Source organism: Amycolatopsis silviterrae (assembly GCF_042684085.1).
Lineage (GTDB): Bacteria > Actinomycetota > Actinomycetes > Mycobacteriales > Pseudonocardiaceae > Amycolatopsis > Amycolatopsis silviterrae.
In genome coordinates, this window is record NZ_JBHUKS010000003.1 from 383,196 (window position 1) to 396,115 (window position 12,920).

Annotated in this window: 10 protein-coding genes; 7 read left to right on the plus strand and 3 right to left on the minus strand. The window is 69.5% G+C overall.

The features are described from left to right. The 4 genes from ACFSVL_RS03540 (at position 1) to ACFSVL_RS03555 (ending at position 6,615) form a co-directional block, all read left to right on the plus strand. The gene (locus tag ACFSVL_RS03540; protein WP_378300352.1) at positions 1 to 966 is read left to right on the plus strand and encodes an ABC transporter ATP-binding protein; all 966 of its coding nucleotides are present in this window, start codon (positions 1 to 3) and stop codon (positions 964 to 966) included. Next, the gene (locus ACFSVL_RS03545; protein WP_378300354.1) at positions 963 to 4,265 is read left to right on the plus strand and encodes a serine hydrolase; all 3,303 of its coding nucleotides are present in this window, start codon (positions 963 to 965) and stop codon (positions 4,263 to 4,265) included. The genes ACFSVL_RS03540 and ACFSVL_RS03545 overlap by 4 nt, the downstream gene beginning before the upstream one ends. 336 nt (positions 4,266 to 4,601) lie before the next feature. Then, complete coding sequence (locus tag ACFSVL_RS03550) at positions 4,602 to 5,375, plus strand: AraC family transcriptional regulator (RefSeq protein WP_378300356.1); 774 nt, start codon at positions 4,602 to 4,604, stop codon at positions 5,373 to 5,375. A gap of 73 nt (positions 5,376 to 5,448) precedes the next feature. Beyond that, the gene (locus tag ACFSVL_RS03555) at positions 5,449 to 6,615 is read left to right on the plus strand and encodes a 4-hydroxybenzoate 3-monooxygenase (RefSeq protein WP_378300358.1); all 1,167 of its coding nucleotides are present in this window, start codon (positions 5,449 to 5,451) and stop codon (positions 6,613 to 6,615) included. Here ACFSVL_RS03555 and ACFSVL_RS03560 read toward each other — a convergent pair whose 3' ends face one another. The 3 genes from ACFSVL_RS03560 to ACFSVL_RS03570 form a co-directional block, all read right to left on the minus strand. Beyond that, positions 6,616 to 6,807, minus strand: a complete 192-nt coding sequence (locus ACFSVL_RS03560; RefSeq protein WP_378300360.1) for a hypothetical protein — start codon at positions 6,805 to 6,807, stop codon at positions 6,616 to 6,618. A 113-nt stretch (positions 6,808 to 6,920) separates the two neighbouring features. Next, positions 6,921 to 7,556 carry a response regulator gene (locus tag ACFSVL_RS03565; protein ID WP_378300362.1) on the minus strand — a complete coding sequence of 212 codons (636 nt, stop codon included), beginning with the start codon at positions 7,554 to 7,556 and terminating at the stop codon, positions 6,921 to 6,923. Continuing rightward, the gene (locus tag ACFSVL_RS03570) at positions 7,544 to 8,743 is read right to left on the minus strand and encodes a sensor histidine kinase (protein ID WP_378300364.1); all 1,200 of its coding nucleotides are present in this window, start codon (positions 8,741 to 8,743) and stop codon (positions 7,544 to 7,546) included. Before ACFSVL_RS03570 ends, ACFSVL_RS03565 begins: the two co-directional genes overlap by 13 nt. Before the next feature lie 150 nt (positions 8,744 to 8,893). On the opposite strand from ACFSVL_RS03570, the gene ACFSVL_RS03575 reads away from it, so the two are divergent. From ACFSVL_RS03575 to ACFSVL_RS03585, 3 genes are read left to right on the plus strand one after another with little or no spacing between them, the layout of a single operon-like run. Then, positions 8,894 to 9,634, plus strand: a complete 741-nt coding sequence (locus tag ACFSVL_RS03575; protein ID WP_378300366.1) for an ABC transporter ATP-binding protein — start codon at positions 8,894 to 8,896, stop codon at positions 9,632 to 9,634. Positions 9,635 to 9,639: 5 nt separating this feature from the next. Then, the gene (locus tag ACFSVL_RS03580) at positions 9,640 to 12,210 is read left to right on the plus strand and encodes an FtsX-like permease family protein (protein ID WP_378300411.1); all 2,571 of its coding nucleotides are present in this window, start codon (positions 9,640 to 9,642) and stop codon (positions 12,208 to 12,210) included. An 18-nt stretch (positions 12,211 to 12,228) separates the two neighbouring features. Continuing rightward, positions 12,229 to 12,819 carry a TetR/AcrR family transcriptional regulator gene (locus ACFSVL_RS03585; RefSeq protein WP_378300368.1) on the plus strand — a complete coding sequence of 197 codons (591 nt, stop codon included), beginning with the start codon at positions 12,229 to 12,231 and terminating at the stop codon, positions 12,817 to 12,819. Positions 12,820 to 12,920: the final 101 nt, after the last annotated feature.

Consider the following 12,920-nt stretch of genomic DNA (forward strand, 5'->3'; position numbering starts at 1 on the left):
ATGAGCGAATTGGTCTTCGATTCGGTCAGCGTCCGGTACGGCGGACGGCGCGGGCTCACCGCCGTGGACGGCGTCTCGCTGACCGTCCCGGCGGGCAAAGTCGTCGGCCTCGTCGGCGAATCGGGCTCGGGCAAGTCGACGCTCGCCAAAGCGGCCGTCGGACTGTCGCCGGTGAGTGCGGGCCGGGTTCTGCTCGGCGGCGTGGACGTGCGGAAGCTGCCGCGCCGGCGTCCGCTGCAGATGGTGTTCCAGGATCCGTATTCCTCGCTCAACCCGCGGATGACCATCGGAGACTCGATCGCCGAGGCCATGCCGCGCGGGACAGAACGCCGCGCCGAGGTCGCCCGGCTGCTGGAGCTGGTGAATCTCGATCCGGAACGGGCCGCGCACCTGCCGGGCCAGCTGTCCGGCGGGCAGCGGCAACGCGTGGCGCTCGCCCGGGCGCTCGCGGGCCAGCCCGAAGCGCTGATCGCCGACGAGATCACCTCCGCGCTCGACGTTTCGGTGCAGGGCGCGGTGCTCAACCTCGTGCGGTCGGTGCAGCGGAAGCTCGACCTGTCGATGCTGTTCATCTCGCACAACCTCGCCGTGGTCCGCTACCTCAGCGATTTCGTCGCGGTGATGTACCTGGGCCGGATCGTCGAAGCGGGCCCGGCCGCGCAGGTGCTCACCGATCCGCAGCATCCCTACACCCGCGACCTGCTCGACGCCGCCCCGTCGGCGCACAAGTCGCTGTTCGACCTCGAACCCGGCGCGACCGCGGACGCGGAACCGCCGGATCCGCACCATCCGCCGGCCGGCTGCCGATATCACCCGCGATGCCCGGTCGGCCCGCTTGTACGGAGCGACCGCGAGATCTGCCTCCGGGCCGATCCATCCGAGGACTCCGCGTCCCGGCAGCACGCGGCAGCCTGCCATTTCAGTGAGGGCCACGAGCCCGCGATCCCCAGAGGAGCCAGCGTATGACCCGCCGTCTCGGCATCGATGACCTGTACGACCTCGCCGCGCCAAGCCAGCCCGCGCTTTCCCCGGACGGCAGCCGGATCGTCTACGTGCTGCGTACCGCGGACCGGGAGGCGGACCGGAACGTCGACGCGCTCTGGACGGTCGGCACTTCCTCGGGCGAGGCTCGCCAGCTCACCCGCGGAAACGGCGACGCGGCACCGAAATGGTCCCCGGACGGCTCCCGGCTCGCGTTCCTGCGCGCCCAGGACGGTCCGCCGCAGGTCTGGGTCCTCCCGGCGGACGGCGGCGAGGCCGAGCAGCTCACGAAGCTTCCGCTCGGCGCGGGCGCACCGGTGTGGAGCCCGGACGGCAGCAAGATCGCGTTCTCCGCCGCGATCGATCTCGCCGCGATTGTCGAAGCGCCGCCGGCGAACACGCCGATCGTCGCCGAGCGGCTGGACTACAAGTCCGACGGCCCCGGCCTGCTGAAGACTCTCCGCAGCCACGTGCACGTCCTCGACGTCGCCACCGGCGAAGTCCAGCAGCGCACCTTCGGCGATTGGCACGCGGGCCAGCCCGCCTGGTCGCCCGACGGCACGCACGTGGCGCTCACCGCGGCCCTGGACGACGACGCCGACCTCACCTTCCGGTCCGCCGCCTACGTCCTCGACGTCACCGAGCGGAACGCCGAACCCCAGCGGGTCGGCACCGACAAGGGCATGGCGGGCACCGCCGGCTGGACCGCAGACGGCAAGGCGCTGCTCGTGGTCGGCCGCACCGACACCACCACCGGGCACCTCGGTCTGCTGCGCGTTCCGCTAGACGGCGGCGAGACGGTCAACCTGGCCGCCAGCCTCGACCGCAACGTGATGTCCGGCGGCCCCGGTTACCCGGGCGCGCTGCCGCAGGTGACCGCGACGGGCGACGCGGTGTTGTTCGCGATCCGCGACCGCGGCTGCACTCATCTGTACGAAGTGGACATTGTCGGTGGCGAACCTCGTGCGGTGCTGACTGGCGACGACAACGTCGTGTCCGGAGTGGACTTGGTCGGCGATCGCGCGGCGATTGTGTTGGCTACCGCCGAATCCTTCGGTGAGATCGCCGTCCTCGACCGCGCCACGGGTTCGGTCGACGTGCGTACGAAGCACAGTGAGTCCGAAGTGGACTTGTTCGCTCGCGAGTCGCGGGAATTCACCATCAGCGACGGCACTGTCGTCCAGGGCTGGCTGATCCGCGACACTGAACGCACCGGCCCGCAGCCGCTGCTGATCGACATCCACGGTGGCCCGCACAACTCCTGGAATGGCGCGGCGGACTCGATCCACCTGTACCACCAGACGCTCGCCGCGCGCGGCTGGGCAGTGCTGCTGATCAACCCGCGAGCCAGCGACGGTTACGGCGAAGCGTTCTTCACCGCGGCGATCGGAGCCTGGGGCCACGCGGACGCGCCGGACTTCCTGGAACCGATCGACCAGCTGGTCGCCGAAGGCCTCGCCGACCCGGACCGTCTCGCCGTCACCGGCTACAGCTACGGCGGCTACATGACCTGCTACCTGACCAGCCGCGATGACCGTTTCGCCGCCGCCGTGGCCGGTGGCGTCGTCAGCGACTTGACCAGCCTCGCGGGCACGTCCGACGGCGGGCATTTCATGGCGGTCAACGAATTCGCCGGGCTTTCGTGGGGCAAGTACGAGAACTCCTCGCCGCACGCGCAGGTCGAGAACGTCCGCACGCCAACGCTGATTCTGCAAGGCGGCGAAGACGTCCGGTGCCCGGTCGGACAGGCTGAGCAGTGGTTCACCGCGCTGCGCGAGCGCGATGTCCCGTCCCGGCTCGTGCTGTACCCCGGCGGCGCGCATCTGTTCGTTTTGGACGGTCCGCCGTCGCACCGCGCCGACTACAACCAGCGCGTGGTCGACTGGATCGAGCAGTACGCGGGTTCGCGAGTGCCGATCGACGCCGCGCACTGGAGCCGACGGCTGGCGGAACTGGCGCGCAAACACGACGTTCCCGGTGCGTCGCTGGGGATCCTGCGCGTGGAGACCGGCGAGGAGGTGTTCGCGACCCACGGCGTGCTGAGCAAGGCGACCAAGGTCGAGGTCACCGAGGACTCGCTGTTCCAGATCGGCTCGATCTCCAAGGTCTGGACGTCGACCGTGGTGATGCAGCTCGTCGACGAGGGCCTGCTCGACCTCGACGCGCCGATCATCGACGTGCTGCCCGAACTGCGACTGTCCGATCCGGACGTCACCAAGCGCGTCACCATGCGCCACCTGCTGACTCACACCAGCGGTATCGACGGCGACATCTTCACCGACACCGGCCGCGGCGACGACTGTGTCGAGAAGTTCGTCGACCAGCTGGAGGACGCCGCGCAGAACCATCCTCTCGGCGCGACTTTCTCCTACTGCAACTCGGGTTTCGTCCTCATCGGCCGGGTGATCGAGAAGCTCACCGGGAAGACCTGGGACGTCGCGATGCGGGAGAAGCTGTACACCCCGCTCGGCCTCACCCACACCGTCACGCTGCCGGAAGAGGCGCTGCTGTTCCGCGCGGCTGTCGGACACGTCGCGCCGGACGGCGAGGACCCGGCCCCGGCTCCCGCCTGGCAGCTGCCGCGCTCGGCCGGACCGGCCGGCCTGATCACCGCGCGGGCAAAGGACGTCCTCGCCTTCGCCCGCCTGCACCTCGCCGGCGGCCTGACCAGCGACGGCGAGCGGATCCTGTCGGCGGAATCGGCCGCGGCGATGGCGGAGAAGCAGGCCGACCTCCCGGACACGCACACCCTCGGCGATTCGTGGGGCCTCGGCTGGATCCGCGACGACTGGAACGGCCGCCGCGTCATCGGCCACGACGGCAACACGATCGGCCAGTCGGCGTTCCTGCGCCTGCTGCCGGACGCCGGTCTCGCCGTCACACTGCTGACGAACGGCGGCCACGCGCGGGACCTGTACACCGAGCTGTACCGGGAGGTCTTCGCCGAACTCGCCGACGTCGCCATGCCGCGTCCGCTCGAACCCCCGGCCACTCCGGTGAAGGTGGACGGGAGCCGCCACCTTGGCGTGTACGAACGGGCTGGCGCGCATGTCGAGGTGGTCGAGCGCGAGGGTGGGTTGCGCGTGTTGTACACGGTTACCGGACCGCTGGCGGAGCTGATGCCGGACAAGACCCAGGAGTACGACCTGGAGGCGGTCTCGGACACGCTGTTCGTGCTCCGGATGCCGGGCGGGCAGTTCTGGACGCCGGTGCTGTTCTACACGCTGCCGACGGGGGAGCCGTACATGCACTTCGGTGCACGGGCGACGCCGAAGGTGTCCTGAGGCTTGATGCCAGGAACGCAAGCTGTGCGGCCGCACGCTTGCCGAGTGTGTGCAGGTCTGTGAGGGCCTCCCTGAGAGAATCAGATTCCCTCAGGGAGGCCCTCACAGACGACGACCCCGCTCCCGTCACCCCGTGCTCAGCCCAGCAAGAGCCTGCCCTGACTCCTTCGGCCTGGGCGGACGCACCTGAAACCGTACCCATCGCGCCGCTTGGCTGTGCAGGTCGTTACCAATCCGACCACAGTCACGGCCTAATGGCTTCATAGCAACGGTTACGTGCCGGGTGGGCCGCTGCAGCCCAGCCCCTCCGCTGGTCACTCCGAGTAAACTCGGACCGTGCCGGAAATCCGCCCGAGGCCCGCTCTGGTCTCGCAGATCGTGGAGAAGCGCGGCCAGCTCGCGCACGGCGACGGCATCGCGCCGCACCGGCACGTCCAGGGCCAGTTGCTGTACCCGTCGGCGGGCGTCCTCGCCACCACCACCGAGCGCGGCACCTGGGTCGCCCCGGCGAACCGGGTCGCCTGGACGCCGCCGGGTTTCGAGCACTATCACCGCGCGTACGGGCAGACCGAGGTCCGGGTGCTCGAGTTCTCCGGCGAACTGTCCGCGTCGCTGCCGGACCAGCCGACCGTGTTCGCCGTGTCGCCGCTGCTGCGGGAGGCGTTGCTGGTGCTCACCAGCGGCCGGACGCTCCGGCCCGAGGCGCGGGAGCGGCTCCGTGGCGTGGTCGTGGACGAGCTGGTCGTCGGCCGGGACGAGGCGATGTACCTCCCGGCCGCGTCCGACGACCGCCTGCGCGCGGTCACCGATCTCCTCCACGCCGACCCCGCGGCGTCGTTGACCCTGGCCGAGTTCGGCCGGACCGTCGGCGCGGGCGAGCGGACCTTGAGCCGGCTGTTCCAGACCGAGCTGGGGATGAGCTTTCATCAGTGGCGGAGCCTGCTGCGGGTCCAGCACGCGCTCATCCGGCTCGCCGAGGGCGACGCGGTCATCGACACCGCGGCGCGGCTGGGCTGGGCCAACCCGACGAGCTTCATCGAGGCGTTCACCGCCGTGGTCGGCCAGACCCCCGGCCGCTATCAGCAGGAGCTGCGCCGCGGCGACCGGTGAGGTTGGCGGGTTTCCGGAATAGCCAGTCGGGCCGCTGGTACCACTGGCCGCCGCGACGGGCGAACCTGGAGACATGACCGCAACACTGTCCGAAGTGGACGAGAACACCACCGTCGTGATCGTAGGCGCCGGGGTCGCCGGGCTCACCCTGGGAATTTTCCTGCTGCACAGCGGAATCGACTGCGTCGTGGTGGAGAAGCGCAGCCGCGAGTACGTCGAACAGCGGCAGCGTGCCGGAGTCATCGACACCCGCGCCGCCCGGATGTTCCGAGCGCACGGCCTCGAAGACCGGGTAGTCGGCGGCGTCCCGACCCAGCCGGTGCTGAACTTCCGGATCGACGGCGAAACCCGCCCGCTCGCCCTGGACGCGGGCGACCAGGGCGACGGCCGGTTCTGCCCGCAGCAGGTCCTGGTCCGCAACCTGATCGAGGTTTTCCTCGCCGACGGCGGAGATCTCCGCTTCTCTGCGGAAGTATCGATCGAGAACCTCGACCGCCCGCTCGTCCGCTACACCGGCGCAGCCAGGACAATCAGCTGTGAGTTCATCGCCGGATGCGACGGCGACCGGGGCGTCAGCCGAGCCGCCATTCCCGATCTCACGCGCCACACGCACGAATACGGCTACGCCTGGCTGACCGTATTGGCGGAAGTGCCCGCCAACCACCAGTCCATGATGGCGCTTAACCACCGCGGATTCGCCGGGCAATTCGCGCGTGGCCCGCAGGCGAGCCGGTTCTATCTGCAATGCCCGCTCGACAGCACCCTGGAAGAATGGACCGACGAGCGCATCTGGGATGAGATCGAAGCCCGCTTCGGCGAACCCGCCACGCGGGGCCCGATCGCCAGCACCCAGTTGGTCCCGCTGCGAAGCGTCGTACATAGCAAGATGAACCACGGCCGCCTGTACCTGCTTGGCGACGCCGCGCACATCATCCCGCCGATGAGCGCGAAAGGAATGAACCTTGCCCTGCACGACGCTGAGCTATTCGCGAACGCGGTAGTCCGCTATCGGAAGGAAAACGATTCAAGCCTGCTGGACAGCTATTCGGCGACCGCGCTGCGGCACGTGTGGAATTACCAGGCTTTCGCGATGTGGTGGACCGAATTGGTGCACAACGCCGGGGACGCTTCGTACGCGGGAGAATTCCGCCGTCAGGCCGCCCGCGCGGAGCTGGAGCGGCTGTTCGAGCCCGGCCCGGCGAACCGGCTGCTGAGCGAGTTCATCGCCGGGCTGAACTGATCAGTCCTTGCGGCGGGCCAGGAACCGCACGAGCAACAGCACCAGGCACACCGCCGCCACGCCACCGGCGACCAGCCGGTAAGTCTCGTCCAGTCCGGTGAACTGGCCAATCGTGTTGGTAGCCGCGCCAGCGAGGAAAAACAGCCACAGCGAGGCGGTTACGGCGGGGGTGCGGCTTCGGGAAGTCTCCATGGCGAAAACCCTAGGGAGCGTGGCAGGGCGCGGCCATGCTGTGGACACCCAACTTGAGGTGGTGCCTGCGCTACCTCGTGAGTGGCAATCCCGGTTCTAACCGGGATTGCCACTCACGACCGCAGGTAGGCCAGCACTGCCAGTACCCGCCGATGTCCGCTGTCCTCCGGCAGCCCCAGCTTCGCGAAGATGTTGCGGATGTGCTTGAGCACCGTCCCGTCGCTCACCACGAGCAGTTCGGCGATCGTGGCGTTGTTGTACCCCTCCGCCATCAACCCGAGCACCTCGCGTTCGCGTGCGGTGAGGGCGTCGATCGGGTCGCGGCGGTGCGCCAGCAGCTGGGTCACCACCTCGGGGTCCATCGCCGTGCCGCCCTCGACCACCCGCTGCAGCGAGTCGAGGAACTTCGCGACCTTGCCGACGCGTTCCTTGAGCAGGTAGCCGACCGCGCCCTTGCCGTCCGCCAGCAGTTCGGCCGCGTACCCGGTTTCCACGTGCGCGGACAGCACCAGCACCGGCAGCCCTGGGTGCAGCTGTCGAGCTTGGACGGCCGCGCGCAGGCCCTCGTCGGTGTGCGTCGGGGGCAGCCGGACGTCGGTGATCACCGCGTCCGGCCGGTCCTCGCGGACGAACGCGAGGAACTCGTCGGTGTTGTCGAAGGCCGCGGCGACCTCGATGCCCGAGGTGTCCAGCAGCAGGACGAGACCCTCCCGCAGCAGGGCGTCGTCCTCGACGATCACGACCCGCATGGCAACTCCACTTCCAGAACAGTCGGTCCACCGGGCGGGCTCGTGAGCGTCACCGTCCCGTCGAAGGCCTCGGCGCGTTTGCGGATCCCGGCCAGTCCGCTGCCCTGGGATTCGTCCGCGCCGCCGCGGCCGTCGTCGCGGATTTCGATCCGCAGGGTGTCGACGGTGCCGTCGAGCACAATCGACGCCTGCTCGGCGCGGGAATGCTTGGTCACGTTCGCCAGCGTTTCGGCGACGATGAAGTACACCGCCGCCTCGACCGCGGCTGGCCGGCGCGCGCTGCTGCGAACGTCCACAGTGCACGGAACCGCGCATCGGTCGGCGAGCGCGGTGATCGCGCCGTCGAGGCCGCGGTCGGTCAGCAGCGGCGGGTGGATGCTTCGCACGACGGTGCGCAATTCGGCGAGTGCTTCGGTCGCCGCGTCCTGCGCCTTGCCGAGCAATTCCCGTGCCTTGGCCGGATTCCGCTCGAAAAGCTGATCCGCGATCCCGATCTGCAGCACCACCGCGGACAGCCGCGCCTGCGTGCCGTCGTGCAGATCACGTTCGAGGCGGCGAAGTTCGGCACCGTGCGCCTCCAGCGCGGCGGCACGGGTCGCGGTCAGTTCGACGACCCGGTCGGTGAGCCCAGTGCCCGGTCGCGGGCCGAGAAGTGCCCGCGTCGCAAGGGCTTGCCAGCGGGCCAGCGGCGCGGCCCAGAACGTGAGCGCGATCATGACGAGGCCGCTGAACACACAGAGCGCGGCGAGCGGCCACGAGTCCACCACGAACGCCAGAGAACTGGGGATCCCGCCGGGCACCAGCCACCAGAACATCCCGGTGAGGATCTGGCGCAGTCCGCCGAGCGGCAGGCTGAACGCGAGCACGCCGACGATGAAGCCGAACACGGCGTGCAATGCCAGCCACGCGAGGTCTCGCAGGCTCGCCGGATCGCGGATCGGAGAGACGTCGGCGTACGGCTCCGCGATCGGCTCGCCGAGCCTGCGGGCGGCGCGGCGGCGTTCGAAGCGCAGCGGGTAGCGGATCAGTTTCAGCGCGACCGGAAGCGCCGGGATCCCGACACCGATCAAGCAGGTGACGAGCACGATGCCCATCGCGAAAAAGAGCAGCATCGCGAGGAATGACGTCGCGGCTCCGACCAGCAGATAGCGGAGGCCGGACCACCACGAACGCAGCCGGTTTTTCACCCGCACAGTTTCCCATCAGCACTTCGCGCGCCGGCATGGTGGTGCCTGCGCTACCCCCGAGACTCCCGTTCCCGGGATCGTTTCCGCCCGCGCGCCGCCATAGCTTCAGTACCGACAGAGAACCCTGCCGGTCCGAGGAGCGACACGAAGATGAACACAGGCGGCGCGAACGCCTTGAAGCTGGAAGCGGTACGCAAGATCTACGGCTCCGGCGACGGCGCGGTCATCGCGCTGGACGGCGTGTCGGCCGAGATCCGGCGGGGCTCCTTCACCGCGGTCATGGGACCGTCCGGATCCGGCAAGAGCACCTTCCTGCACTGCGCGGCCGGATTGGACCGGCCGAGTTCGGGCCGCGTCCTGCTCGGGGACACCGAACTCAGCCGGCTGCGCGAGAAATCGCTCACCGAATTGCGCCGGACCAGGATCGGGTTCATTTTCCAGGCCTACAACCTGCTGCCGTCGCTGAACGTGCTGCAGAACATCACACTGCCGATGCGGCTGGCCGGCCAGAAACCAGACCCCGCCTGGCTGCGCGAGATCGTCGACGGCGTCGGCATCGCGAAGCGGCTGGAGCACCGTCCAGCGGAACTGTCCGGCGGTCAGCAGCAGCGCGTCGCGATCGCCCGCGCGCTGATCACCCGGCCCGAGGTCGTGCTCGCCGACGAACCGACCGGCGCGCTCGACACCCGCACCGCACGCCAGGTGCTCGACCTGCTGCGCGCCGTGGTCGATCAGATGGGCCAGACCGTGTTGATGGTCACGCACGACCCGGTCGCCGCGTCCGCCGCGCACGGCGTGCTGTTCCTCGCCGACGGCAAGCTCGCCGGCCACCTCGCGCAGCCGACCCCGGAACGGGTCGCGGAGCGGATGACCCACCTCGGGGAGTGGTGACCGCCATGTGGTCGTTGGCTTGGCAGACGACGAAAGCCCGGCTGAGCGGGTTCGTCGGCGCGTTCATCGCGATCCTCTGCGGCACCGCGCTCGTCGCGGGCTGCGGCATTCTCATGGAATCCGGGCTGCGCGCCGGAGTTCCGACCCAGCGCTACGCCGAAGCGCCGGTGGTCGTCGGCGGCGTGCAGACCACGAAACCGCCTGGCGCGGACTTCGGCGAGTCCGAGCAGGTCACCGAACAGACGACGGTGCCGGAGACGCTGGTCAGCCGGATCGCCGAAGTGCCGGGAGTGCGGCGCGCGGTTCCAGAGCAAAGCTTCCCGGCGAACGTCGTGACGTCCGACGGCCAGGTGCTCACCGGCCCGAACGGCACGCAATCGCGTGGACACAACTGGGACGCGGCCGCGCTGGCCCCGTTCTCGCTGCGCGAAGGCCACGCTCCCGCCGCCGCGAACGAGGTCGTTCTCGACGCGGAGCTGGCGGCTCGCAGCGGGGTCACGGTCGGCAGCACGGTACGGATCTCGACCCGCTCCACGCCGATGGACTTCCGCGTCACCGGCATCGCCGCGCCCAAAACCGGCAACGGTCTGGAGCGGCAATCAGCGGTGTTCTTCTCCGCCGAACGAGCCGCTGACCTGTCCGGCAAACCCGGTCAGGTGCACGCGATCGGCGTGCTGGCCGATCCTGGAGTGTCCGCCGACGACCTGGAAGACCGCATCAGCGCGGCAGTCAGCGGAGAACGGGTCACGGTCACGACCGGCGTCGGGCGCAGCACCGTCGAATTCCTTGACGTCAGCCAGACCCGGATGCTGCTGCTCGCCCTCGCGGGCTCCTTCGGCGGATTCGCGATCCTGGTCGCCATCTTCGTCGTGTCGAGCACGCTTGCCCTGGTGATCAACCAACGGCGCCGGGAATTCGCGCTGCTGCGGGCGATCGCGGCCACCCCGAAGCAAATCCGCAAGCTGATCAGCGCCGAGACCATGCTGGTCGCGGTCACCGCGGGAGTGCTCGGCGCGGGCCTTGGCGTGGCCGTCGGCTACGGACTGCGCAACGCGTTCGCCGGGATCGGCGTCATCCCGCCGGACTTCGACCTCGCGATCGGCCCGCTTCCGCTCGTCGTCGCGTTCCTGCTCGGCTTGGGCGCGGCACGAGTGGCCGCGTGGTCGGCGGCGCGCCGCCCGGCGTCGATCCGCCCGATCGAAGCGCTCGGCGAAGCTGCGGTCGAACGTCGCGAACTCGGCCGGACCCGCGTGCTCATCGGCTGGCTGCTGGTGGTGCTCGGATTCGGCGGCGCGACAGTCCCGATGTACGTGACCGGCGACGGTGCCCTCGCCGCTTCGTCGATGTCCGCGCTGGTGGTCGTGATCGGACTGTCGGTGCTCGGGCCGAAGGTGGTCGCCTTCACGACCCGGATCATCGCCCCGGTGTACACCGGGGTCTCCCGGATCAGCGGCTACCTCGCCGCGGCGAACACCCAGGCCAACGCCCGGCGGCTCGCGTCCGCGGTGACTCCGGTGATGCTGGCGGTCGCGTTCGCGATCTCGATGTTCTACAGCCAGACGTCCGCCGCCGCCGCGAGGCAGGAACAGGCGGTCCGCTCGACCACCGCGGACCACGTGCTGACGAGCACCACCGGCGCGCTGTCCCCGGAAGTCGCCGCCGCCGCGCGGCGGATCACCGGCGTCGCGGCGGCAACGTCGGTGATCCGCACCGACGTGGTCACCACCGTCCCGGAGGAACGCCGGCTGCGGGTCATGAAATACCCGGCGCAGGGCCTGAACGGCGACCAGGTGCGCGGCGTCCTCGATCTCGGCGTGGTGTCCGGGAACCTGGCCGACCTGCGCGGCGACACCGTCGCGATGAGCAAGGGCGAAGCCGACTGGTACGACAAGAAAATCGGCGACGAGGTCGACTTCTGGTTCGCCGACGGCAGCCCGGCCAAGGTGAAACTGGTCGCGGTCTACACGCACAACCAGGCGTTCGGCGAATACGTACTGCCCGCCGATCTCGCCCGCTCGCACACCGGCGACCGGATGGACAATTCCGTTCTGGTGCGCCAAGACCCGAACGCGGACCCAGCCGCGGTCACCGCTGCCCTGCGCGACCTCAGCATCCGCTACCCGGGTCTCACCGTGGCACCCGGCTCCACCGTGACCGCCGCCAACAATGCCGCAGGGCAACAGCAGTTCTACCTAAACCTGGTCGCAGTAGGGGTAATCCTCGGCTACGTAGTGATCTCGGTAGCCAACACACTGGTGATGAGCACAGCGCAACGATCGCGGGAATTCGCCCTGCTACGGCTGATCGGCACCACGCGAGGCCAGGTCGTCCGGATGATGCGGCTGGAAGCACTGACGACCGCCGGGATCGCGGCCCTGCTCGGCACCGTGGTGGCGGCAATTCCGTTGGTACTGCTGAATCTCGGACTGCGCGGCACCCCGCTGCCGTCCGGAACGCCTGCGGTCTTCGGCGGAATCATCGCCGGCGCGTTCCTGCTGAGCCTGGTTTCGCTGGGACTGTCCACTCGGGTCACTCTGCGCGCCAAGCCCATCGACGCCATCGGCCTTCGCGAATAGCCCGATAGCCTAACGCTGGTGAACGCAGCGGAAGGACGCTCCCGAAACCGCCGCGGCGAAGGTGCCCGGCTGCGGGAGGAGATCGTGCGAGCGGCGACCGAAATCCTCGCCGAAGGCGGCGGCGAGGACTCGGTCACCCTGCGCGCGGTCGCCCGCCGGATCGGCATCGCGGCCCCGTCGATCTATCGGCACTTCGCCGACCGCGACCAGATCCTGCTGGCGGTGGTGCAGGAAGCGTTTGCCGAGCTGAAGGACCGGATCGAGACCGAACTGGCCAAGTCAGACCGGCCGGACGAGCGGCTGCGCGCGATATGCACGACGTACCTCGGCTTCGCCCTGGAGCGCTACCGCATCCTGAACGCCTCGCGGACCGCGGAGATGGCCCCGGTGGCGGAGCCGATCGGACAGGACGTGTTCGGCCTGCTGGTGCAAGCGGTACAGGACTGCGCGGACGCGGGCCTGTCGCGCAGCACCTCCGCCTTCTCGGACGCGACCGCCCTCTGGGTCGGACTGCACGGCCTAGCCGAACTACGCCCAGCTTCCCCGAAGTTCCCCTGGCCAGCCGGAGTTCTGGAGGTTCTGGTGAACCGGCTGGCCATGCTGGACTGACGCCGCCCCGCCGCGACTCGCGCCCCAATGCCACTTTGGGTGCGTGGCATGCACCGAACGCCACTGTGAGGATGTGGGGGCGGGGTCACCGGGCCGGTCTG